We start from the raw sequence: 22,970 nt of genomic DNA on the forward strand, positions 1-22,970 counted from the left end.
GCCCGTTACCGCGTCAGTACCGACGGGCACCCGCGTAGGGCATCGAGGACATCGGCGACATGATCACGCCGGTCCCGTAGGTGGAGGCGTGGATGACTTTGCCGTCACCGGCATAGAGGGCCGAGTGGCCGCCGTCGTAGAACGCCACCACATCACCCGGCTCCAACTCGTCCTGGGCGACGGGGGTCCCCGAGGCCAACTGCTCGTAGCTGGTGCGCGGCACCTTCACCCCCGCCTGCTCGTATGACCACTGCACCAGCCCGGAACAGTCGAAGGCATCCGGCCCCGTCGCGCCCATGCTGTATTCGGTGCCGACCTTGCCGCGCGCCGCGTCGACGGCGATCGCACCGTGCGTGCGTTGCGGCGACACCGCGGGCGCGGGTGGTGAGACAGGCGGCTTGATGCCGAGCGCACCGGCGAGGAACGCGAGTTCATTGCGGAACATGTCTGCGGGCACCGTAATCCCGGTTCCCGGAATCGTCGCGGGTGCCGCAGGCTCCGCATCGGGAAGCCCAGCGGGCACCGGAGTCGAACGTTCGCCCCACGGAATCGCCAAGGGCAGTGAGCGCTCCGCCCCCGGAGCAGCGTGCGGCGCGGACCGTTCCAGACTGGGTATCGCGCGCGGAGCCGACCGCTCGAACCCGAGCACCCAGAGGGGTATCGAAATCTCCGCACCCGGCATCGCCAGCGGAATCGAGAGTTCCCTGTGGCGGACCTCGACAGGCGCGACCTCCGAGACAGCGATGGAATTCTCGACCGCGGGAATCATCGGAAGTGTCGAACGCTCGATGCCCAGAGCACGCAGCGGCACCGCGCATGCCGGACCTGGAACAGTCAGCGGCCCTGAAAACTCCTTGCCCTGCATCGCAACCGGTACGTCATCCGAAGCAGCAACTTCAATAGCCGGAATCATCGGGAGCGACGAACGCTCGACACCCAAAGCCCGCAGCGGCACCGCGAGCGCGGGACCCGGAACAGTCAGCGGCCCCGAAAACTCCTTGCCCCGCACCGCAACCGGTACGTCATCCGAAGCAGCAATCTCAATAGACGGAACAAATGGAAGTGCCGAACGCTCGATATTCAAAAACGCAAGCGGCGCCGAGAACTCCGCACCCGGAACCTTCGGCGGAATCGAAAGTTCACTACCCGGAATCCGGAAAGGCACAGCGAGTTCCGTTCCTGGAACCGCGAGCGGTGCCGAAAATTCCTTCCCCGGAACTTCAGCGGGCGCGATATCCAGAGGTGCGACGGAATCCGCTACCGCGGGAATCGGAGCGGGCAACGATCGCCCATCCGCCGGGACCTCGATGCCGGCAATCGAAACCTGGTTCGGGATTTCGAATGTCCCGACACCTGGAATGGTCAGCGGTTGCGCTGACGCCTGACCTCCTGCAAGCAGTGCCGCGGCGATCGCCGCGCCTGCAATGACTCCCGCGCCGACGGCCCATGGGAGCGCACGCCGCAGGAAACGAGAATATCGACCCTCCGCAATTGATGCCATGATCCGGTCCTCCGATGCTCGTATCGAAGGCCCTGGCGGGTCATGCGACGCCGCATTGCATTGGCGCGTAGGACTTCACCAAGACCTCGAATGAATTCGAAAACCATCACGGTGATCTTTAGTCCAGCGGATCCGAGCGATCATATTTCGCGCAATCCGATCGAATTATGCGACACGACACGCGCATTGACGATAACAAATGCGTAACTAAATCGAAATGCCCCGCTCCGAAGCCACTTCCACAACGAGGCATGTCGACACAAAGCGGCTCAGGCGATGATCTGCTCCTCGATCTGCTCGGCGAGAGTGCGCAGTTTCGCGGCGAATTCGCGCGCCGCCACCGGATCATAGTTCGAGCCCTTGACAATTCGTCGCGTCAGCGCGGCGAACCGCGATTCCACCGCGGCGAACAGATCGACGGCCCGCGCATTCGATTCGTCCTGCAATTCCCCGCGCAGCCACGCCTGCAGCAATTCGACCACCTCGGCCTTGTCGAATCGCTCGGGCAGCAGCGCGACGGCCTCGCGCAGCTTCCCCGCGGTGACCTTCACATCGGCGGCACCGGCGATGGTCGTATACACGGTGACCGCCGCATCCTCGCCGTGCTGAGCAGCCACCGGCAGCAGTTCGCGAACCTGCCCCTCATTGATGGCGGGCGCGACCGGATGCAATTTGGCGGCGAGCGGCCAGGCCCGAATCAGCTTGTGCGCGTAGGACCGCTGCATATCCCAGCGCTGCTCCACATACTCGTCGAAGCTCGCGTACCGATCTCGGTAGAGCCGACCGTCGCGCACTATTTGCAGCGCCCGTCCGGCCGCCCAGAAGGCGACCCGCAGGCCGTCGATCGAGGATTCGCAGGCCGTCAACTGGGCCTGCTCGCGATCGTCGAGCGGACCGTCCTGCGCGTTTCCGTTCGGCACCGGCAACGGCATCGTCAAGACATTCGCCTCGGTCGTCGACACATTCGAATCAATGGTCGGCGCGAGCACCTCCAGCGACGCCGCGCTCAGCGGGCCCGTTCGCCACTCGGCATCCCGCAGCGGCGATACCGGCGGCGTGTGCTCGGCGCCATCGGCCAGCGGATTCGCGCCGCCGATCGAACCTTTACCGATCGAACCCTTTCTACGCTGCGGAGGCATCAGGCGAACACCTCCACCACGACCCGGTACGGACTCACCAACTCCGCGCCGACCTGCCGATACTCCCCGAGATCCACGATCGGATTCTCGGCGCCTTCACCGACCTCCCCGTCGGCCGCCTCCCGATACCACTTCCACGCGCTCAAATACGATTCGAAGACGTCGTAGCCCGCATCCTCCAGATTTCCGCGCTGGGTGCGGTATTCGGTCGAGACGTTCACGCCGTTCTTCATCGTCACCGGCACCTTGGTCATCAGCACCCGCACCCGGATCTCGCGGCCACTATCCGCCGCGGCCTCCTCGGCGGCCTTGTAGGTACTCGGCACCCGCTTGACCTCCGACGGGCTGACACTGGTCAACAGAATCAGCTCATCGCTCTGCGGTATGGCGGCCTTGAATATCTCGGCCGACTCACCACCGGCATCGACAATGATCACGTCGAATTTCCCGGCATTGTCGGTAATACAGTCGTCGACGTGTCGCGACGGGAAGGCGATCAGCTTGAACGGCACCTCGATCTCGCCCCTGAGCAGCCGCCGATACCAGGAATAACCGGTCTGACTGAGCGGGTCGGCATCGATGACGAGCACACGCAATTCGTGGACCTGCGCGAAGTATGCGGCCAAGAAAAACGCTGAGGTCGTCTTGCCGACGCCGCCTTTGAGATTTCCGAGCGTTATGACCAACGGTTCGGGTAGTTCCAGTGCCGCAACAGAATTCTTCATGGACAATCCTCCGATGGTGAGGAGTGCAGAACTGTGCGGGCCCAAGTTTGGCACAGCGAAGGTGAATTTCCGCTGATTGCCGATGCGCTATTTATCCACGCGCGGCTTCATACCCGATCGATGCTGTGTCCAATTGGACACAGCCGAGCACCATCGCCGCCTCTTCGTGGGCGCCAACCATATCCAACAGCTGATCATCGCCCGTCGGCTCGCCGGACAAGAGATACGGCGAGGCATCAGCCCGCCGGGAAGCTCAGCCGACTCTCAGCAAGCCCCCAGTAAACTCGGGGACGACCGCGATCGATGACGAAAGGGCATGAGCGATGCTGTGGCTACTGATCGGCGTGGTGATCCTGCTCGCGGCGGCCTACGTCATCTACCAGACGCAGCAGACCAAACAACGCGCCGTACGCGAGTTCGACGACGCGGCCGCCGAAGCCAGGCAGATGATCGAGCGACTCGCGGGACAGGTCTACAACCTCAGCGGTAGCAACGAGGCGGCGAAGCAGGCACTCGCCGACGCCTCGGAGCGGAATATCGCGGCCGGTTCACAGATCAAGCAGGCACGCACGCCAGCCCAGGCGCGCTTGGCGAAGCAGACCGCGGTCGAGGGCATGTACTACATCCGAGCCGCCCGCTCCGCGCTGGGCTTGGATCCGGGTCCGGCAGTTCCGGCATTGGACGGTCAGGACATCGCGGGGAAGGTCACCGAGAAACGGGTCGTCGAATACCAGGGCCGAGAGGTGGCGGCATCACCAACCCCTTCCGCGGAGACCCCGAATTACTACCCGGGCGGGCGCGTCGCCGGGCGACCGGTCCCCGCAGGCTGGTACTCCGAACCATGGTGGCGCCCCGCATTGATCGGCGGCGCTTGGGGTTTGGGTTCGGCCCTGCTGTTCTCGTCACTGTTCTCCGGGATGTCCGGGGTGGGTTATGACATGCAGGGGTTCGAAAGCGGTTACGGCGAGGGGTATCAGGACGCGCTCGATGCGGCGGCCACCGATCAGGGGTACGACTCGGGCGATCAGAGCGGATACGGCACTGGCGATCAAGGCGGGTACGACTCGGGCGGCGGGTTCGATGGTGGGGGTTTCGATGGCGGATTCGACGGGGGCGGCTTCGATGGCGGGTTCTGACCACCCGGCCGAGCCGCCGAGCAAAGGAGTCGCCGAAACCTAACCATCAACTGTCTGAGACGATTACATCCACGAGCTTCGAATACGCCCGAAGGGAAGTCGAACACTCGACACTCTGACGAATCGACAGAACAGAGCGAGTCCTCAAGAGTCTCAGACAGTAACTCGAACCGAGTGAACCTTCAACTGATCTCGCCCCCCGACCAAATCGAATGCGGCCCCCGCGCCTCCGACCCGGTAGACTCCCCGTCGTCCCAATCGGTGCCCCGGGCACCACACAGTTCAGCCCTCGTAGCTCAGGGGATAGAGCACCGCTCTCCTAAAGCGGGTGTCGCAGGTTCGAATCCTGCCGAGGGCACAACCTGCGACGGCGTTTACGCAGGTCAACAGGATTTCGCAATCCGCGAACACCCCCCGATCGTCAACAGAACCGGATATGTGCAGGTCGAACGGTTGCTCTGATTGGATCCTCTTGGAAACAGAGAACAAGGGCAACTGGGCCGGAAATTCACCGGAATTCTGGGCGTGCGCGGTCATCTCGATCCCGTTGTCCATCCGGATATGCTCGGGTTCCCGGGCGGTAGCGGCCACGATGTTGAGAAACCGGACCTGCCGTCCGTCGACGGTCACGTCGACCTGGAAATCCTGCGCCCACACGAGGTCTCGCGAAGCCGGCCGGTCAACACCCACTCGGTCTCAGCCGGACTCGATGGTCGATGGCGTTGGGTCGAACGGGATTGCCCAGCGACCCGGCACGCTCAACGTTCGGACACCCCGAACCGGTCCCGCAGAATCTGCACAGCCCTGCGGCGGCGGTCCGCGCTCAGTAGTTTCCCGGTTCAGCTCCTCGGGGTCTCCCCACTGCTGAATCTCTGCGGTCCGAGCCGGGCTGCCGACACCACGTCACGTCTGCGCGGGCGACGCGGTCCGAAGCGCGAGCACGAGCAGACCTGTCGGCAGAAGGACCGCGAGACCGAGCATCACGAGCAGAATCGCCGCGGTCAGGGGCGCGAGGTGACCGACCATGGCCACATGGATCAGGAAGTGCGGGACGGCCCAGACCGAGTACATGACCAGAGCGGTGCGGGTCAGCCAGGGACTCATACCGATTGTGGCCGCGCCCAGGACCACTGAGCTGGCCAGCGTCATCGCGCCGTAATCGCGCATCAGATGCTCGTTGTAGGCCATGCCCATACCGACCACTTCGAGCGCGAAGAAACTCCCCGGGAAGAACAGCGCCCACACGCCGACGACAAGCTGGGACGCGGTGAGGAACCCCAGGCCCGCACGAAGCCACCCGTACATCACCGAACCCCTTCGCGCTCGCCGCGCGCGGCGAGAAACTCCTCGAAGGTGATCCGCCCGTCCGCCCGCTCCGGCGTGAGCTGCAGGCCCGCACGGAAGTACCGGATTGCCTTGCCGGGCAAAGGTATCGCCCACACCGGCCGGCGGCGGCCGACAGCCCGCAGGTACAGACGGGCCAGGTCGGTGGCCGCATGTATCTGCGGACCGCCCAGATCCGGTATACGTTGCCTCGCGGGCCCCTCCGTGGTCGCGACGAGCCGACCGGCCACCTCGGTGACATCGATCGGCTGGAAGAACACCTTCGACGGCATCGCGGTGAACGGCAATGCCCGCTGGGCGTCGCAGATCTCGGCGATCAGATCGTGGAATTGCGTTGTCCGCAGGATGGTCCACGGCAGCCCGGACCGCTGGATCAGGGCTTCGCATTCTGCTTTCGCGCGGTAATAGCCGAGCGCGTGGTTGTCGATACCGACGATCGACAGGTACACCAGATGCGGCCGGCCCGACACCCGTGCGGCCTGGATCAGGGCACGGGTCGCGGTCACATCACCGCGCCCGTTGGTCGTGGCCAAATGGATGACCAGATCGATACCGTCGACTGCGTCGGCCAGCCCGCTGCCGGTGCGCAGGTCGCCGACCGCCCAGGGGTGCGCCGTCGACCCACGTTCCGAACGGGTCAATACCCGCACGTCATGGCCGACGTCGAGCAGCTGTGGCACCAGCACCCGCCCGAGCCGACCGGTACCGCCGGTGACCAGTATCCGCTTCGTCATCTATTCCTCCGTAGTGGCTGACGCACCTTGCACTACTAGGAACCGGACAGCTCCTCCGAATGTGACAGCCGATCTGCCTGCGCACCGAGGAACCGAAGTTTGTCCGGGTTGGCGATGATCCGGATACAGCTGATCCGACCATTCACGATCTCTGGAACCATCACTCCGACCAGCGTCGCCCCATACCGGGCCAACACCGCGGGCATGCCGTTAACTTCCCGGACCGCCAGGGCGAGACCCTCGCCGTACCGGCGCGGGGCGGTGGCCAAGTACCGGGCCACCTTGTCGACACCACGTACCGGCAGTCGGGCGACAGACGAGGCACCACCGCCGTCGGCAACCGATATGACATCGTCGGCCAGCATGCGCGCCAGAGCCGTGAGGTCACCGCCGCGGGCGGCGTCCAGGAACCGCTCGAGCAGGGCCCCCGCGCTGGAAGATTCGACCATCTCCCGTGGCAGGCCGGCAGCAGCAATCCTTCTGCGTGCACGACTGTGCAACTGGCGGCAGTTCGTCACCGACAGCTCCAAAAACTCGGCCACCTCACGATGGCTGTATCCGAAGGCCTCACGCAGCACGAACACTGCCCGCTCCTGCGGCGTGAGCCGCTCGGCGAGCACGAGAAAGCCCAACGAAACGGTGTCGCGCTGCTCGACCGCTTCCAAAGGCCCCAGCGCACTGTCGGGGGTCATCACCGGTTCCGGCAACCACGGCCCGACATACCGTTCGCGCCGACCGGCCGCCGAACTCAGACGGTTCCGGCACAGGTTGGTGGTGACCTTCACCAGCCACGCAGCCGGATCCTGGACCATGCCGGGTTCGGTGCCATGCCATCGCAGAAAAGCGTCTTGAACGATATCTTCGGCGTCCGTGGCAGAGCCGAGCATCCGGTACGCCAGCCCGAATATCCGTGACCGCTGCCGCTCGAACTCGGCGACAGCCGCCGAGTTCGAACTCTCCGGTCGGCGACTCATTGTCGGCGTCTCATCGTCGACATCCCCGGTGGCGCTGCCGGCGTCCTCGACCACTGCCACCCACCGTCCTCGGCCTATTCCACTCACTGCGACACCTGGCCGCAGTACCCGATGCTACTCGCCATGGACCTGCCCGAGGCCAGGCTGCACCACCGGGACCTTCGTCCACTCGACGAAGTCATTCGCGGGTCGCCCTGCTCCCAGGCTCGATGTGCCCCACCCGGAGACACGATCCAGACGGGAACGGTCGGCCGACCCGCACACCATCTCAATCGTCAGATCGGATATGAAACCGCGATGACCAGGCGTCTTCCGGTTGCCCATGTTTTGCGTGTCCTGCCGAGGGCACTGCCTTTGCGCAGGTCAGCTCCGCATTTTGCGGAGGTAGACCACCTCTGCGGCGGCCTGAGTACGCAGCGAATACGCAGTAACAAAGTTGGCCCGCGCCGAATTCAGCCTGTTCGCTACTTCGTCAAGATCGTCATCGAACAGATCGGCGTAGTAATCCAGTGTTGTACTGGGCTTGTCATGTCCGAGCATCCGTTGCACCCATGTCGCACTGGTGGGGATGGGGGAGCGAGCAGAAATCCCGCCCTTTGCCCAGCTCAACGGAGGGTTGGCGCCGTGGCCGACCGTGGCAAACGGCGTCACAAAATATGACGCCTTTCGCCGGGGAAGTGACACGGTTTTGCCGGGTTTTGACACACTCCGAATCACCCAAAACCGGCATCCGATCGCCGGTTGCCGAACCCCGTGAACACGAGAGGAGGCCCTTCCTCGGCCAACAGCGTGATCCCGGCTCGGCGCTTGTTCAAGGGCGCTCCTGCGTCGCGTCGGCTTCGCCGATGGCCTGACGGCCACCCTTGAGCAATCACCGATCCGTGCTCAAAATGCCTTCGGAGGAAGGGCCAGGGGGATGGTCAGGGAAGGAAGACCAGCCGACGAGCCGAACCACCTTCGGAGGAAGGGGCCACAGCAGAACTCAAGACATGGCCCCCGAGTGGGCCGTCCGCAAGCAAGCAGACTTGACTCACATCGTTGTGATTCAAGTTTGGAACCTCAGACTTGAAAGAGAGGGTGCGCAACTCAAGACACCTTGAACCCCTGGCAGCCGCCTTCAAGTTTGGAACCTCAGACTTGAAAGAGAGGGTGCGCAACTCAAGACACCTTGAACCCCTGGCAGCCGCCTTCAAGTTTGGGCCGTTAATCTTGAAACGTGGACATAGAGGCACTGCGTCAGTCTCCTATCGGCCGGTTGGTCCCAGCGTCAGGTACGGATCCTCAGACCAAAAAAGAGTGGTCCTACTGGGCTTACCTACCTGATGACCTTCCCCTAAGCCTGGCGCTGTCAACTCCTGCAATCAACGCCAGCACCAAAGCTGGCATCGCAATCGCTCGCCTCGATGAGGCTGTGGCCCAGCTCCCAACCCCTGAGATCATCGTCCGACCGATCATCCGACGCGAGGCCCGCAGCACCTCGGCCTTAGAGGGCACGTACGCCTCGTTCGAAGAGGTTCTAGAGGCCGACTTCCTGGAAGTCGGTCAGATGTCAGACGAGCAGCGGGAAATTTGGAACTACGTAGAAGCGACCCAGCACGCAGTCCAGGACATCACAGAACGTCGGATCACCCGTAGCTTCCTCGGCGAGTTACAGAAGATCATCGTCCAGGGCACAACCGGCGACACAGCTGACGCTGGCGACATCCGACCCCATCAGGTCGCCATCGGTGCTCGATATCGCCCGATCGAAGAGGCAAGGTTTGTGCCGTGCCCGCCTGGCGATCAGCTCGCCGCGGGCCTGGCCGCATGGTCACAATGGATCGCGGACTATGACCGGTTGCCCCTGGTGGCCAGCATGGCCCTCGCCCACTACCAATTCGAGACACTGCACCCGTTTGGAGACGGCAACGGCCGTGTCGGCCGTCTCGTTGCGATCCTTCAGGCGATGCAAGCCAAAGAACTCAGATGGGCCGCCTTGAATATCGCCCCCTACTTTGAGGCGCGGCGCACCGAGTACCAACAACAGCTGCTCAACCTCACCATTACCGGTGACTTCAACACATGGATTAGCTTCTTCGCCACCGGTGTTGATACCGAGGCCCGGCAGGGCCTGGAGCAGATTCGTAACCTTCTGAGCATTCGCGAGGACCTTGTTGCTCGCGTGCGAGCGAAACGAAAAGGTGCGGCAGTTGAGGTCGCTGAGTACCTGATCGGCTATCCGGTCATCGACGTCAAGACCGTAGCCACGCTGACCAATATCACAGGTCAGGCCGCAAATCTTGTGGTTAAGAACCTTGTGGAAGACGGCATACTGACCCCGGTGAGGAGCAAGGGGCCGAGAATGCTCTTCACTTGCACTGATGTCCTGAGCGCGCTCGTTCCCATGTAGCGCATGAACGCTCCTAGACCCCCGACTCGAACGCAGTTCGATCTCGGTTGTCCAACGCAACCAGATCGATGTCTTCGCTGAGCCTTCCGCTCACCAGATGCGTACGGGCAAGGGCAGTTCCGCCGATGAAGTGCAATCGGTCACCGAACCCTCGGCTGATTGCCGCCAGCAGATGGGAGATCAGATGATCGCGCTCGACCTGCTCGGGGGAAACTCCGAATTGAATTGCGACACTGTCACGTTCGTCGATGCTCATACTCCGCCCCAACTTTCCGCACGTCGAAGCGCCACACCCAGACGCTGATCAGTAGCGAGCTGTGCGAGCCTCGCCGAATCACACCGGCGGTAGAGCGTCTCGATCGCCGAACGAACCTCGGCATCGGCATTGCCCAGCTCCGGGCGCCGGGCGAGATCGAGCACTGTCTGTTCCGGAGTAGTGACCAGCGCTGGACCCAGTGAAGTTTCGATACGCTCGGCGTCGAGAGCGTCGGTATCTCGGCGGACGAATCGAACCCGTGCCGAACGGTCGGTCAGTGTGATGTCCGGTGGGACGATGATGTAGTAGCCGTGAGCGACGCGGTGCAGCACTCCCCGATCGACCAGCCGCGCGATCTCGGGCCGCGGTTGGGCGTAGATGTCGGCCAAGTCCTGGGGCCGCACAGTTCGAAGCGGTGCCCCTATGTCGGCCGGACCTGGCTGCCCGGTCTCGAGGCGGCGGCCGCGGGTATCGCGTCATCGATTTACGGGGCGGATCAGATCGTCGTCATGGGCATCAGCGCGGCCCGCCTGCTGGGAGCCATACCTCGTGCATTGGCGACTGCGGTTGTCGCGGTTCCGAGTCAGCATCGGCCGAACGAAATGCATACTACTGCAGAAATGGCCACTGCCTCGTCCACCGCCCGGATTTGTCGGCGGGCCGTGGTTGCCAACGGACACTGCGCGATCGGCAGCGCTCAGACCGGGTACACCAGGCGTTTTCCAGTTGCCCCTGTTTTGCGTGCCCTGCCGAGGGCACCAACCTGCGAAGTGTTTTCCGAGCTCAATGCATGTTTTAAGTTCGTAGATCACTTAGCGGTCACCAACGGAACCGGAAACATCCAGGTAGATCGGTTGCCCCGGGTGGACGCGGGCGGTCGATCCACTACGGTGACGCCGCCGCCCGGCGATGTCACGCTACTCGGGCGACGCGATCACTGTGAAGTGCTACGTTGGCCGTGCACTCTCGTTGAAACCGCCGCGCGTCGACGACGCCTGGCGCTCCCGTACGGCACCGGACACCCCGCTGGTCAGGAGGCAACGCGTGAGTACCTACACGGTCGGCTACATCATCGGCAGTCTGTCCAAGGAATCCGTCAACCGGATCCTGTCCAAGGCGCTGATCCGGCTGGCGCCACCACAGTTGACGTTCACCGAGATTCCGATCAAGGATCTGCCGCTGTACAACCGCGACTACGACGTCGACTACCCGCCGGAGGGCCGCGCACTCAAGGCGGCCATCACCAACGTCGACGCCGTGCTATTCGTGACGCCTGAACACAACCGCGGGATCCCGGGCCCGCTGAAGAACGCCATCGACTGGGGCAGCCGCCCGTGGGGCGACAACTCGTTCACACTCAAGCCGTCCGCCGTCATCGGCGCCTCGCCGGGCAAGATCGGCACCGCGATTGCCCAGCTCAGTCTGCGCAGCGTCCTCGGCTACTGCAATGCCCCGCAGATGACTTCCCCGGAGGCCTACATCCAGTTCCACCCGGACGTCTTCACCGCTGATGGCGATGTCCTCGATGACTCGACCAAGCAGTTCCTCACCGGGTTCATGGCGGATTTCGCCACCTTTATCGCCCGCGTCCACAGCGTGGTCCCCCAGCTCGACTGACCGATCCGCGCGGCCGGTGGCGCGTGGCGAACCGGCGATTTCCTTACCGCCACGACTGACCCGCCCAGCGATGTTCGATACCTGAGGCGGCCCGGTTGTCGGCGATCTCCTTGGCCGGTTCGCGGCACGACATCGCTCCTCTAGCACTCGCCGAGAACAGTCTCGGATACCGGTGGTGTCGCCGACCCGGCGATGAGGACCTCGATGTCCAGGCTGTTCGAGTAGTCCGCCGAGCCGCTCTCGGCCGGCAGCATCGGCGTAATGTCTGTCGCGACGGAATCCGTGGGCTACTCGAGCTGTGCTGCAAGGACATTCACGCACTGCTGACCCGAGGCCGGCGCGGCCCATTCACCTTCACCGTCTTGATCGCGCGTGTATCTAACTGTGCGGGCTCGTATTTCGGCTTTGTGGTGAGTTCTCCGGGGAGTCAGGAGCTGTCGCGCGGTGTCCACCCGGCGATCTCGAGGACGCAGGGACTGGTACCGGCGCTGAGGCTGAGAGGGCTCGCGTGGCGCGGCTGCCCGGAGGCTGACGTGGCAAGCCCGGTCAGAGCAGACCGACCAGCTCCAGGTCGGTGATGTACTTGACGATCACCGGCGCGCAGACGTGCGGGATGTCCTTCTCCGGCCCGATCTTGTTGTCCTTGACAGCTGCTCGGAAGTGATCCGCGGGCGCGAGCGACCCGTTGATCGGACGTTCCGGCTTCTGGTAGTTGTGCAGCAGCGGCAGCAGCGACGCGTGACGCTGTGTGTCCGGCAGGCCGCGCAGTATCGTCTCGAACCGCGCCAACCAGGCCGCGTATTCGGGCACCCGGGCGATCCGATAGCCGGCGTCGTCGAGCCAGTCGACATAGGTGTCCATGCCGATGCCGTCGTCGTAGGGGTTCATCACGTGGTAAGTCTCGAATCCGTTGACCACGTTGGCGCCTAGGGTCGCGATGGCCTCGGCGATGAATTCCACGGGCAACCCGTCGAAGTGCGCGCGTTGCCGGTTGCCGTTGGCGTCCAATTCGTAGAACGAGTACGGCGCGATCCCGGTGACCACCAGCGAGAGCATCATCCGGGTGAACATGTCCGGCACGTTGAGCTGTCCGGCGTAGGTGGTGTCGGCCATGATCATGTCGCAGCGGAACACCGACACCGGCAGACCGCACAGGTCGTGCGCCTCGCGCAGGAGGACTTCGCCGGCCCACTTGCTGTTGCCGTATCCGTTGGCGTAGTTGTCGCTGATCTTGCGGGTCGGGCTCATCTGCCGAATGTCTGCATCCTCGATGAACTTGCCCGGCTCGATGCCGTCACCGACACCGATCGTCGACACATAGACGAATGGCTTGATCCGGGTCGTCAGTGCGATTCGGATCAGCTCCGCCGTACCGACGACGTTCGGCCCGAACATCTGGCTGTAGGGCAGAACATGGTTGACCAGCGCGGCGGGGTCGACGATCAGGTCGACGGTGTCGGCCAACCGCTGCCAGGTGGCGTCGTCGAGTCCGAGATTCGCCTCGCCCTTGTCGCTGGCGAGCACTTCGAGATGATCGGCCGCCAGCGACCGATAGTGCTCGAGCAGTTTCGGATCGCCACTGTCGAACGTCGCGTCGAGACGCTGCCGGGCAGCGGCGTCGTCCTTGGCGCGCACTAGGCAGATGACCTTGCCGTCGATCAGATCCATCCGTTCCAGCCACTGCAGCGCAAGATATCGCCCGAGAAAACCGGTCGCCCCGGTCAGCAGCACAGCACGCACGTCGTCGTTCACCTGCGGCAGCGCCGGCGCGGCGGCACGCGTAGCTTCGTCCAGGAACTTGTCCAACGTCAGATCGCGGGCATGTACCTCGGTCGCGTCCCGACCATGCACCGCGTCGTAGGTCGCGCGCTCGCCCCCACCGACACGCTGCGCGTCGATATAGTCCGCGATGACGGCGAGGTCGCTGGCCGGGCTGACGATCACGCCCACCGGGACGTCGACGTGGAAGATCTCGCGAAGCAGAGTGGCAAAGGTCAACGCCGACAGCGAATCCCCGCCGAGATCAGGGAACGCCGCGTCGGGAGCGACCTCAGGCGTGGCCGCACCGAGCAGCGCACCGGCGGCCCGGATCACGGTTTCCACTGTCGGCCGGTGTGCACCGTCCTCGCGCAGCGAACGCAGCACCTCGGCCTGGCCGTCGGCCAGATCGCGGTAGAGCTGCTCGAGCGCTGGGCCGTAGTGCCCCGCGAGCTTCGGGCGAGCCAGTTTGCGGATACCGGTCAGCAGACCGTTCTCCACGGTGAACGGTGTGGTCTCGACTAGGAAATCACGGGGAATTTCATAGGACTGCAAACCTGCTTCCCGAGCAACACTCCGCAACGCATCGCTGAGCAGCGGCTTGACCGCGGTCACGTCGCCGCCGACACTGTCGAGTGCATCGCCGGTCGGGACGATCACCGCGAGCAGCGACGACCGGGCGCTGTTGCCGTACACGAAGATTTGACGCACCAGCGGGTGAGCGCCGTAGGCGGCCTCCAACGTCGAGACGGTGACGAACTCGCCCTGCGAAAGCTTCAGCACGTTGTTGCGGCGGTCCACGTAGACCAACTGATCGTGGCCGATCTCGGCCATCACATCGCCGGTGTGGTACCAGCCTTCGGCATCGAACAGTTCGGCGGTGACGTCCGGTCGCTTGTAATAGCCGGGGACCAGATCTGGCGACTTGATCAATAACTCACCGCGTGGATGAGGCCTGTCGGTAGCGAAGTAGCCGAGATCGGGAACATCGACCAGCTTGTAGTCGAGCACCGGCGGGCGCTGGATCCGGCCGTCGACGAGGACGATGCCGTCCTCGGTCGAGCCGTAACCCTCCGTCAAGTGGATATCGAGGAACTCTTCCACCCAGGACCGCAGTTCGGGTGAAATGGGTGCGGACCCCGTCATCGCCGAGAACTGGCGTCCGCCGATGAGCTTCTCGCGCTGCTCAGCCATGACCTGCAATTCGACGGCCTCCCGGGCGCCGTCGTTCCAGCGATGGTCGACTTCGCTCTGCACCTCCTGGAACAACATCTCCCAGATACGCGGCACCAGATCCAGCTTCGTCGGTCGGACCAGCGCGAGATCCTCGAGCAGAGTCGACAAGTCATCGCGGGCGGCGAAGTACGCCGTTCCGCCCCTACCAAGCGTGGAGTAGAGGATCACCCGACCCATCACGTGGCTGATCGGCATGAAATTCAACGTGATCGCCGGCAGCTTGGCATCCAAGTCCGAGTCGAGGCTGAACCAACCCCGCCAGCAGTTGGCCATCAGGCGGTCGGTGTACATCGCGCCCTTCGGGGTCCCCGTTGAGCCGGAGGTATAGATCAGCAAGCGCAGCGCATTGCTCTCGCCGCTCGGAACCTCGCGCCCGTCGGTGTCGTCGGGAGCCTGTTCGATGATGTCACCGAGCACCTCGACTGTGATGTGTAGGTCCGTCAGGCGGGCGATGGCCGATTCCAATGCCGCACGGTGGTCGTCGACCTGCGGGTGGTAGTCGAAAAGCACCAGGCGCGCTGGTGTGTACGCGGTGAGTGCGAGTTCGACCGCGTCCGCGAGGTGGTCGACGCTGGAGATCATCGCGACCGGTTCCGTCTCGACAAGGATCGGGTGCAGTTGTTGCACCGGGGCACTGGTCTGCAGCGGAACAGCGACGGCTCCGGCCAGCGATAGCGCCATGTCAACGATCGCGTAGTCCACGCTCGCGAAGCCGAGAGTCGCCACCCGGTCGCCCGGACGGACCGGGTTGTCGGCCAGGGCATGGGCGAGGGACCGGACGCGCGACCAGGTTTCCCGGTAGGTCAGGGTGTCGAAACGAGGCTGCAATTCGGCAACGGTGCGTCCATTTGCGTCGGTCACGAATTCGACCGCGCGCTGGCCGAGAGCGGGCCGGTCACCATAGCCATTCAGCACAGTGCGTATCACGTCGATGAGTAGCATGCCCGGATCGTCCAGTACCGCGGTGATCGCCGGATCGGGCTGCGCGGAACGGAGTTGCGCGTCGCTCGAGATCAACTTCTCGAATCGATTTTGTCGACGTGCTTCGCGAGCATTAAGTGGAGTTGACATCACGAAACCTCCTTCAACAAACAAGAATTAAATTGCTGAAAGGCAAAGCTCTAGCTGAGGCAACCACCTTAGGATGGCTAAATATTCCTCGGCGCTTGCTGTGAGTGCTCGGCCGAGTGTGTGAAAATGCTCATGCGGGCCGTACACCGTGTTTATGAGCCGCGGGATCGGAAACCTTCCGCGCGGCCCTCGGTGTGTCCCCGGATGAGAACACCGGCACGAGTATTCGGCCGGTGAGTATTCGGAACTCGATTGAATCAGCAGGGTGTCGCCGTGGTGGTTATCGGGCCGATGCCGGGGCCGGGCACGGCTCAGCCACGGATGATGTCGGCGAGATCGGCGGCGATGGGCATGGGCGTGGTCAGTCCGGCGGCGGTGCGGCCGGTGTTGCCTTCCGGATAGCGGCCCAGGGCCGAGCCGGGGGCGGCGACGACGATGCGAACGAGTTGGCCGAGCGCCTCGCGGCGATCGTGTTGACGCAATGCGACAGCGAACATGGCGATGTGGTTGCGGGTGTGTGGCCATGGGTAGGGCTGGGAGATGATGTGGGCGCGTTCGAGGTGGTTCCAACGTTCGGCGTCGCCGTCAGCGTGACGGGCCGCGGTCATTTCCGCGGTGTATACGCTGCGGAGGTTTGCGGGCATTCTGCTCATCTCGAGTCTTCCTTGGCGGTGTCGGTGGGGGATTCAAGAAGGACCGCGGCGATGACGAGGACCGCTCCGCAGGTGATGTAGGTGTCGGCGAGGTTGAACGTGGGCCACCACCCGGTGTGGAAGTAGTCGGTCACCTTCGCGTCGCGGATGCGGTCGATGACATTGGCGGTGGCCCCGGCGACGATTGCCGCGAGCCCGACGACCTGGATGCTTCGGCTGATGGGTGCGCTGCGCCAGGCGAACACAGCGATGCCGACGGTGACCGCGCCGGTCACCGCGAGGATGATCGGCGCCGGCAGTTGGTCGCCGACGCTGAACGCGACGCCACTGTTGTAGGCCAGACGCAGCTGCAGCACGCCGAGGTCGACACCGTGTCCACCCGAGAGCTGCTGTCTGGCAAGCGGATCGGCGATCAGCGCGACTGCCGTGAGCGCGAACCCAACGAAGAAGAGCAGCAACCGGTGAGGTCGTCGGCGGGCCGCGGCCGCGGGCGGGTCGGCCGCCGAGATGCTGGTCACGAACGGGCCCCGACGAGCGGGGCGGTCGCCTGAGCTGCCGGGCCCGGGGCGACCAGGGGTCGGACGCGTCCGGCGCGGACACCGTTGGCGATGATGACGATCTCGGCGACTTCGTGCACCAGGACCACCGCGGCTAGGCCGAGGGCACCGAACAACGCCAGTGGCATGAGTGCGGTGATGACGACCAGCGACAGGCCAACGTTCTGCAGCATGATCCGCCACGAGCGTCGGGCATGGGTCAGGGCCTGCGGCAGATGGCGGAGGTCCGCACCCATGAGGGCGACGTCGGCGGTTTCGATGGCGACGTCGGTTCCCATCGCGCCCATCGCGATTCCGAGGTCCGCGGTGGCCAGGGCGGGGGCGTCGTTGACACCGTCGCCCACCATGGCCATCGACCGCTGCTGACCGAGCTCGCCGATGATGCGGGCCTTGTCCTCTGGCCGCAGGTCGGCGTGGACGTCCTCGATCCCGACGTCGGCGGCCAGGGCGCGCGCGGTGCGTTCGTTGTCGCCGGTGAGCATCGCGACGTGGTAACCATCGCGCCGCAGCTGCGACACCACCTCGACGGCTTCGGGGCGCAATTCGTCGCGGACCGCGATCGCGCCGACGACGCGTCCGTCGCGCTCGATGAGGACGGCCGTGGCTCCGGCGAGTTGCATGCGCTCGACGGCGCCGGCCAGCGGTCCGGGAGTGATCCATCCCGGCCGGCCGAGTCGCACCTGCGCCCGATCCAGCTGTCCGGTCAAGCCCGCTCCGGTGACAGCCTCGACATTCTCGGCCGGAGCGATGTCGTCGACAGCGGCCAGGATCGCTCTGGCGAGTGGATGCTCGCTGCGTGACTCGAGTGCCGCGGCGATCGCGAGGACCTCGTCGCGGGTGGCTCGGTCTGCGGTCGCGACGTCGATGACGGTGGGCTGGTTGCGGGTGAGGGTGCCGGTCTTGTCCAGGGCGATGCCGCCGATCTTGCCGAGGGCTTCGAGGGCGGCGCCTCCCTTCACCAGGACGCCGAGCTTGCTGGCGGCGCCGATCGCCGCGACCACGGTGACCGGGACCGCAATGGCGAGCGCGCACGGCGAGGCAGCAACCAGCACGACCAGGGCACGTTCGATCCAAATCCGCGGGTCGCCGAGCACGCTGCCGGCCACCGCGATGACCGCGGCGGCGGCCATGATCGCAGGGACGAGTGGTTTGGCGATCTTGTCGGCGAGGCGTTGAGCCTCACCCTTGCGCGTCTGCTCGGCCTCGACGATCCGCACGATCTTCGCCAGCGAGTTGTCCTGCGCGGACGCGGTGACCTCCACCTCGAGGACACCGGTACCGTTGATGGATCCGGCGAACACCTCGTTGCCCGGGCCGACCTCGACCGGCACCGACTCTCCGGTGATCGCCGAGGTGTCCAGGGCGGTGCGGCCACTGCGGATGATGCCGTCGGTGGCGATTCGTTCGCCCGGTTTGACGATCATGATCTCGCCGAGCCGCAACTCGGCCGGGGGCACGCTCTGCTCGGCGCCGTCGCGGATCACCGTCGCGGTGTCCGGGACCAGCGACAGCAGCGCCCGCAGGCCGTGGCGGGTGCGGGAAACCGCGTACTCCTCGAGGCCCTCGCTGATCGCGAACAGGAAGGCGAGCATCGCCGCCTCCCCGACCTCCCCGAGCATCACCGCACCGACGGCCGCGATCGTCATCAGGGTGCCGACCCCGACCTTCCCCTTCGCCAGCCGGGTGAGGGTGGACGGGACGAACGTGTAGCCGGCAACAAGCAGCGCCCCGGCCTCGAGCACCGTCCGCACCGACTGCGGGCCGTCCGACAGGTTGACGACCAGCCCGGCGAGCGGCAGCACTCCGGCGACGGTGGCCGCCCGGATCTCAGTGACCTGCCAGAGCTTCCCCGGTTCCCGCTCCTCGCCTTCCTCGGTGGGCTCGTCGTGACTGCAGCCGCACGCGTCGCTCATTCCGTCACCCCATTGCCGACTCGGTGCCGTAGTTCGGGCACAACGCGACCGCGGAACCGGTCGCCGCCAGCACCGTCTCGGCAGCCGCGAGCAGATCGAGCAGCTCCGGTCTGGCCAGGGAGTAGAACACCTGCCTGCCCTGCGGGCGTCCCTCGACGAGCTTGCAGTCCCGCAGACACGCCACGTGCGCCGACACTGTCGACTGCGCCAGCCCCAGCTCGGCGACGAGATCGGCGACCCGCGCCTCCCCACGGGCGAGGCGACATACGATCGCCAACCGTGTTCCGTCGGAGAGGCTGCGGAATAACGCGACCGCAGAATCGAGTGCGGGGCCCGACTCGCTATCCGTCGAGAGGCAACCCCCAACATCATTGATCGTCATATAGCGATGATAGCCGGATACAGCGATGATTGTTCGGCGAGTGCCGCCCTGGTCGGATTCATCCGACGTCGGCAGCGGGTGGGAGTCTCCCGACGTGGTCACACATTGTTCGCCAGAGCCGTTTCGCCACTTGCTGTTTCAGGCAACGCATCGCCGCACGCGAGGTCTCGCCTTCCGCTGGCGGTAGGAAGATCCGGGGCTGCTGGATGTGCGCGCTTGGGTGACGGCAACGATGTGGATGGCGGAGTTCAGCATCCGGTCCCTGCTACGCGAGCGCGCCACGCCATACCAACCCGGAAGCCTCTCGGCGGCGGCGCGACGGCCGCACATCAGCCGGCCAGCCCTGTCCCCCCAACTTCGTGGCATCGGTCATACAACTCCACCTCGTACGTATGCGGATAGTAGGTTTTTGGCAGGATGTCCATTGCATGTCCTCTGCGTGCGGACGTAGGTAGTGCGTGAGGATGTAAGTGGGAAGGTTTCGACCGAACGGGTTCGCGGGAGGAGGCTGTGGTCGCGGTGAAGCTCACCGGTCGGTTCCGGCCCGCCGCCTGGGCGCTGGGGCTACTCGCCGCGGCGCTGCTCATCGCATCGCTGCTGCACTGCACGCTGCTCGCCGCCGATCATCATGCGCATGGAACTGCTCAGCACCCCCATGCGGCGGCACCTCCGATCACTGCCCTGGTGGCCTCGGCTGTGGATGGTTCGGCACATGCCATCGCCGATCTCGATGAGCACCACGGTGCACCGCACGCCGTCCACTGCTTCCACACACCCGCGCTACCGGCAACTGCCGGAAGTCTCGTGCCCCTGCTGCTTGTCCTGTTTGCGCTGGTAACGACCATGGTCGCCGCAGCAGGGTACCTACTGGATTCCGGTGGCGTGCGCGGTCCGCCGGTCGCGGCTCGGCATGTCGTCAGCGGCCGAGTCCTGCTGACGCGAATCTGTATCGCCCGACGCTGATCGGTCAGCGCCAAGCCGGCGCGTGTTGTCCCCCGCCGGCCGGTGTCCGCTGCCCGCACGTCTCTGCGCCCCCGCGGGGCGTCTCGATACAGAAAGCAAAGGTCATGGACAAAGTTGTGCTCGGCACGCGTACCGAGGTTCCGGCAGCGCTGGTCGCCGCGCCGGGCCCGGCCCGACACCCGAACGCGCTGGTCGGTAACACCCCGATCCTGTGGGTCGGCGAACCATTGGCACCGGCGGGCCGAGGGTTCTGGGCGAAGCTCGAAGGATTCAACCCCGGCGGGATGAAAGACCGCCCCGCCCTGCACATGGTTCGGCGCGCGAAAGCACGCGGCGATCTGGCGCCCGGTGCTCGGATCGTCGAATCAACAAGCGGCACATTGGGTTTGGGCCTAGCACTGGCGGGAATGGTGTATCGGCATCCGGTCACGGTGGTGACCGATCCGGGCCTGGAGCCGATCATGGCGCAGAAGCTCGCCGCGTATGGGATACAGGTCGATCTGGTGACCGAGCCGCATGCGATCGGTGGTTGGCAGCAGGCCCGGCGTGCACGGGTGATCGAGTTGCTCGATGGTGAGGCCGATGCGTGGTGCCCGGATCAGTACAACAATCCGGATAACGTCGACGGCTACGAATCGCTCGCGATCGAGCTGATCGAACAGCTCGGCAGTGTCGATGTGCTGGTGTGCGCGGTCGGCACCGGCGGTCATTCGGCCGGGGTGGCGCGGGTGTTGCGGCGGTTCAACCCGGACCTGAAGCTGATCGGGGTAGACACCATTGCCTCGACGATCTTCGGTCAGCCCGCCGGTCCGCGGTTGATGCGCGGGCTGGGCTCGAGCATCTATCCACACAACGTCGACTACGCCGCGTTCGACGAAATCCACTGGATCGCTCCGGCAGAGGCGGTCTGGGCGTGCCGCACACTGGCCGCGACCCACCATGCCAGTGGTGGCTGGAGCGTCGGCGCGGTCGCGCTGGTGGCGAGCTGGGCCGCCCGCACGCACGACCCCGAACTGCGCATCGCGGCAGTATTCCCCGACGGGCCGGACCGCTACTTCGACACCATCTACAACAACACCTACTGCGAGCAACACGGGCTGTTCGATGCCGATCCGCCGATCGAACCGGACACCATCACCCACCCGACCGAGGTGGTCGTACAGTCCTGGACTCGCTGCACTACCGTCATCGATCCGAAACATCTCCATGGTCGAGGGCAGGCGTCGTGACCGTGCTCGCCAAGTTCCGCAGCTTCGATCTCGCCGCCCGGCTGTTGATGGTCAACCAGTTCGGCATCAACCTCGGCTTCTACATGCTGATGCCGTACCTGGCCGGATACCTCGCCGGACCACTGGGATTGGCGGCATGGGCGGTCGGCCTCGTGCTCGGCGTGCGGAACTTCTCCCAGCAGGGGATGTTTCTCGTCGGCGGCACGCTCGCCGACCGGCTCGGCTACAAACCGCTGATCGTGGCCGGATGTTTCCTGCGGACCGGCGGCTTCGCGTTACTGGTATTCGCAACCTCGTTGCCGGGATTGCTGATCGCCTCGGCGGCAACAGGTTTCGCCGGAGCGCTGTTCAATCCGGCGGTTCGCGCCTATCTCGCGGCCGACACCGGCGAGCGCCGGGTTGAGGCGTTCGCGGTGTTCAACATCTTCTACCAGGCCGGCATCCTGGCCGGCCCCTTGGTCGGACTCGCGCTGATGGCGCTGGATTTCCGGGTGACCGCGGGCGCGGCGGCGGTGGTGTTCGCGGTGCTGACCGTGGCGCAACTGTTCGCGCTGCCCACCCGGCGCGCCGAAACTCCGGCCGAGCGGACCTCGGTGCTCGAGGACTGGCGCACCGTGGTGTCCAACCGGCGGTTCGTGGCCTTCGCGCTGGCGATGATCGGCTCGTACGTGCTGTCGTTCCAGGTGTATCTCGCACTGCCACTGCAAGCGGACTACGTGGCTGGGGCGCGGTCGCAGGAGGTGACCACGGCGGTATTCGTGATCTCGGGTGTCGTCGCGGTGGCCGGTCAGTTGCGCATCACCGCGTGGTTGCGGACCCGATGGCGCAGCGGGCGCAGCCTGGTCGTCGGCATGAGCCTGCTAGCAGTGTCGTTTCTGCCGCTGGCGGTCGTGCCGGCCCCGGAGCGATTCGGGACAGTGGCCGCGATCGCCGCGCTGCTGGTAACGGCGGCCCTGCTGGCGATCGGAACGGCAGCCGTGTTCCCGTTCGAGATGGACACCGTTGTCTCCTTGGCCAACGGCAGGCTGGTGGCCACCCACTACGGGTTCTACAACACCATCGTCGGCATCGGAATCCTGATCGGCAACCTCGCCACCGGCGCGGTGGTCGGCGCCGCCCACGATGCCGAAGCCGAGTGGGCGGTCTGGGTCGGACTCACCGCCATCGGCGCGCTGGCCACGCTGGCCCTGCACCGGCTCGACCGGTCCGAGACCGGGCAGGCCACCACCGCCGATATCGATCAGCCGAAGACCGCGATCAGTGGCGGACGGCACTAGCTACCACAGCTGGGCAGGCACGGCCGGTCGATGATCCGGCCGGCCGCGCCACGCACCACATCCCTCGTGCTCGTCAGTGGGACAACCGAACCGAGGTGATCATGGGGCATGCTCGG

At 65.0% G+C, this 22,970-nt stretch carries 18 protein-coding genes, 1 tRNA gene and 2 pseudogenes; 7 read left to right on the forward strand and 14 right to left on the reverse strand.

All coding sequences use genetic code 11. From position 1 onward, the window contains the following. Positions 1 to 13 precede the first annotated feature (13 nt). From AB0L63_RS07520 to AB0L63_RS07530, 3 genes and pseudogenes are all read right to left on the reverse strand, one after another. Positions 14 to 1,501: an NlpC/P60 family protein gene (locus AB0L63_RS07520; RefSeq protein WP_364496096.1), complete on the reverse strand. Its 1,488-nt coding sequence runs from the start codon at positions 1,499 to 1,501 to the stop codon at positions 14 to 16. A gap of 269 nt (positions 1,502 to 1,770) precedes the next feature. Beyond that, positions 1,771 to 2,640: a hypothetical protein gene (locus AB0L63_RS07525; RefSeq protein ID WP_364496098.1), complete on the reverse strand. Its 870-nt coding sequence runs from the start codon at positions 2,638 to 2,640 to the stop codon at positions 1,771 to 1,773. Next, a pseudogene (locus AB0L63_RS07530) lies at positions 2,640 to 3,332 on the reverse strand (ParA family protein); the annotation flags it as partial. The pseudogene AB0L63_RS07530 and the gene AB0L63_RS07525, both read right to left, overlap by 1 nt. Before the next feature lie 359 nt (positions 3,333 to 3,691). Here AB0L63_RS07530 and AB0L63_RS07535 point away from each other — a divergent pair. Further along, on the forward strand, positions 3,692 to 4,501 hold the full coding sequence (locus AB0L63_RS07535; protein ID WP_364496869.1) for a DUF1542 domain-containing protein: 810 nt from the start codon (positions 3,692 to 3,694) through the stop codon (positions 4,499 to 4,501). A gap of 285 nt (positions 4,502 to 4,786) precedes the next feature. Continuing rightward, positions 4,787 to 4,859, forward strand: a tRNA-Arg gene (locus AB0L63_RS07540). 545 nt (positions 4,860 to 5,404) lie between these two features. Here the strand turns inward: AB0L63_RS07540 and AB0L63_RS07545 are convergent. From AB0L63_RS07545 to AB0L63_RS07560, 4 genes are all read right to left on the reverse strand, one after another. Beyond that, positions 5,405 to 5,806: a hypothetical protein gene (locus tag AB0L63_RS07545; protein ID WP_364496101.1), complete on the reverse strand. Its 402-nt coding sequence runs from the start codon at positions 5,804 to 5,806 to the stop codon at positions 5,405 to 5,407. Further along, positions 5,806 to 6,579: an NAD(P)H-binding protein gene (locus AB0L63_RS07550; RefSeq protein ID WP_364496104.1), complete on the reverse strand. Its 774-nt coding sequence runs from the start codon at positions 6,577 to 6,579 to the stop codon at positions 5,806 to 5,808. Before AB0L63_RS07550 ends, AB0L63_RS07545 begins: the two co-directional genes overlap by 1 nt. Positions 6,580 to 6,614: 35 nt before the next feature. Further along, complete coding sequence (gene sigJ, locus AB0L63_RS07555) at positions 6,615 to 7,613, reverse strand: RNA polymerase sigma factor SigJ (RefSeq protein WP_364496107.1); 999 nt, start codon at positions 7,611 to 7,613, stop codon at positions 6,615 to 6,617. A gap of 303 nt (positions 7,614 to 7,916) precedes the next feature. Beyond that, positions 7,917 to 8,093, reverse strand: coding sequence for a hypothetical protein (locus AB0L63_RS07560; protein WP_364496110.1), 177 nt, complete (start codon positions 8,091 to 8,093; stop codon positions 7,917 to 7,919). Between the two features lie 676 nt (positions 8,094 to 8,769). On the opposite strand from AB0L63_RS07560, the gene AB0L63_RS07565 reads away from it, so the two are divergent. Then, entirely contained in the window at positions 8,770 to 9,942 is a 1,173-nt protein-coding gene (locus tag AB0L63_RS07565; protein ID WP_364496112.1) for a Fic/DOC family N-terminal domain-containing protein, read from the forward strand. A 43-nt stretch (positions 9,943 to 9,985) separates the two neighbouring features. Here AB0L63_RS07565 and AB0L63_RS07570 read toward each other — a convergent pair. Both AB0L63_RS07570 and AB0L63_RS07575 read right to left on the reverse strand, forming a co-directional pair. Beyond that, positions 9,986 to 10,198: pseudogene (locus AB0L63_RS07570) on the reverse strand (nucleotidyl transferase AbiEii/AbiGii toxin family protein); the annotation flags it as partial. After that, complete coding sequence (locus tag AB0L63_RS07575; protein ID WP_364496115.1) at positions 10,195 to 10,602, reverse strand: type IV toxin-antitoxin system AbiEi family antitoxin; 408 nt, start codon at positions 10,600 to 10,602, stop codon at positions 10,195 to 10,197. The gene AB0L63_RS07575 and the pseudogene AB0L63_RS07570, both read right to left, overlap by 4 nt. Positions 10,603 to 11,242: 640 nt before the next feature. Between AB0L63_RS07575 and AB0L63_RS07580 the strand changes: the two genes are divergently transcribed. Next, positions 11,243 to 11,815: an NADPH-dependent FMN reductase gene (locus tag AB0L63_RS07580; protein WP_364496118.1), complete on the forward strand. Its 573-nt coding sequence runs from the start codon at positions 11,243 to 11,245 to the stop codon at positions 11,813 to 11,815. A gap of 546 nt (positions 11,816 to 12,361) precedes the next feature. On the opposite strand, the gene car is transcribed toward AB0L63_RS07580, so the two are convergent. The 5 genes from car to AB0L63_RS07605 form a co-directional block, all read right to left on the reverse strand. Next, on the reverse strand, positions 12,362 to 15,880 hold the full coding sequence (car, locus tag AB0L63_RS07585; RefSeq protein WP_364496121.1) for a carboxylic acid reductase: 3,519 nt from the start codon (positions 15,878 to 15,880) through the stop codon (positions 12,362 to 12,364). 311 nt (positions 15,881 to 16,191) lie between these two features. Beyond that, positions 16,192 to 16,533 carry a DUF3703 domain-containing protein gene (locus tag AB0L63_RS07590; protein ID WP_364496124.1) on the reverse strand — a complete coding sequence of 114 codons (342 nt, stop codon included), beginning with the start codon at positions 16,531 to 16,533 and terminating at the stop codon, positions 16,192 to 16,194. Further along, on the reverse strand, positions 16,530 to 16,991 hold the full coding sequence (gene lspA / locus AB0L63_RS07595) for a signal peptidase II (RefSeq protein WP_364496872.1): 462 nt from the start codon (positions 16,989 to 16,991) through the stop codon (positions 16,530 to 16,532). The genes AB0L63_RS07590 and lspA overlap by 4 nt, the downstream gene beginning before the upstream one ends. Before the next feature lie 56 nt (positions 16,992 to 17,047). Then, positions 17,048 to 19,003, reverse strand: coding sequence for a cation-translocating P-type ATPase (locus AB0L63_RS07600; protein WP_364496127.1), 1,956 nt, complete (start codon positions 19,001 to 19,003; stop codon positions 17,048 to 17,050). A gap of 4 nt (positions 19,004 to 19,007) precedes the next feature. Further along, positions 19,008 to 19,385 (reverse strand): metalloregulator ArsR/SmtB family transcription factor, encoded by a 378-nt coding sequence (locus AB0L63_RS07605; protein ID WP_364496130.1) that lies wholly within the window; start codon positions 19,383 to 19,385, stop codon positions 19,008 to 19,010. Positions 19,386 to 19,904: 519 nt separating this feature from the next. Here AB0L63_RS07605 and AB0L63_RS07610 point away from each other — a divergent pair. The 3 genes from AB0L63_RS07610 to AB0L63_RS07620 all read left to right on the forward strand — a co-directional run bounded on the left by AB0L63_RS07610 (position 19,905) and on the right by AB0L63_RS07620 (position 22,854). Continuing rightward, positions 19,905 to 20,348: a hypothetical protein gene (locus AB0L63_RS07610; RefSeq protein ID WP_364496133.1), complete on the forward strand. Its 444-nt coding sequence runs from the start codon at positions 19,905 to 19,907 to the stop codon at positions 20,346 to 20,348. Positions 20,349 to 20,452: 104 nt separating this feature from the next. Beyond that, positions 20,453 to 21,577, forward strand: a complete 1,125-nt coding sequence (locus tag AB0L63_RS07615) for a PLP-dependent cysteine synthase family protein (RefSeq protein ID WP_364496135.1) — start codon at positions 20,453 to 20,455, stop codon at positions 21,575 to 21,577. After that, positions 21,574 to 22,854, forward strand: a complete 1,281-nt coding sequence (locus AB0L63_RS07620; RefSeq protein WP_364496138.1) for an MFS transporter — start codon at positions 21,574 to 21,576, stop codon at positions 22,852 to 22,854. Before AB0L63_RS07615 ends, AB0L63_RS07620 begins: the two co-directional genes overlap by 4 nt. Positions 22,855 to 22,970 lie beyond the last annotated feature (116 nt).

The organism is Nocardia sp. NPDC051990 (assembly GCF_040680755.1).
In the GTDB taxonomy this organism is placed as follows: domain Bacteria; phylum Actinomycetota; class Actinomycetes; order Mycobacteriales; family Mycobacteriaceae; genus Nocardia.

What these genes read in the sequence shown, in the direction of transcription:
- AB0L63_RS07590 (WP_364496124.1), bottom strand. Translation starts at nt 16,533, where the DNA reads ATGAGCAGAATGCCCGCAAACCTCCGCAGCGTATACACCGCGGAAATG.
- AB0L63_RS07605 (WP_364496130.1), bottom strand. Translation starts at nt 19,385, where the DNA reads ATGACGATCAATGATGTTGGGGGTTGCCTCTCGACGGATAGCGAGTCG.
- AB0L63_RS07600 (WP_364496127.1), bottom strand. Translation starts at nt 19,003, where the DNA reads ATGAGCGACGCGTGCGGCTGCAGTCACGACGAGCCCACCGAGGAAGGC.
- car (WP_364496121.1), bottom strand. Translation starts at nt 15,880, where the DNA reads ATGTCAACTCCACTTAATGCTCGCGAAGCACGTCGACAAAATCGATTC.
- AB0L63_RS07550 (WP_364496104.1), bottom strand. Translation starts at nt 6,579, where the DNA reads ATGACGAAGCGGATACTGGTCACCGGCGGTACCGGTCGGCTCGGGCGG.
- AB0L63_RS07525 (WP_364496098.1), bottom strand. Translation starts at nt 2,640, where the DNA reads ATGCCTCCGCAGCGTAGAAAGGGTTCGATCGGTAAAGGTTCGATCGGC.
- AB0L63_RS07545 (WP_364496101.1), bottom strand. Translation starts at nt 5,806, where the DNA reads ATGTACGGGTGGCTTCGTGCGGGCCTGGGGTTCCTCACCGCGTCCCAG.
- AB0L63_RS07520 (WP_364496096.1), bottom strand. Translation starts at nt 1,501, where the DNA reads ATGGCATCAATTGCGGAGGGTCGATATTCTCGTTTCCTGCGGCGTGCG.
- AB0L63_RS07615 (WP_364496135.1), top strand. Translation starts at nt 20,453, where the DNA reads ATGGACAAAGTTGTGCTCGGCACGCGTACCGAGGTTCCGGCAGCGCTG.
- AB0L63_RS07560 (WP_364496110.1), bottom strand. Translation starts at nt 8,093, where the DNA reads ATGCTCGGACATGACAAGCCCAGTACAACACTGGATTACTACGCCGAT.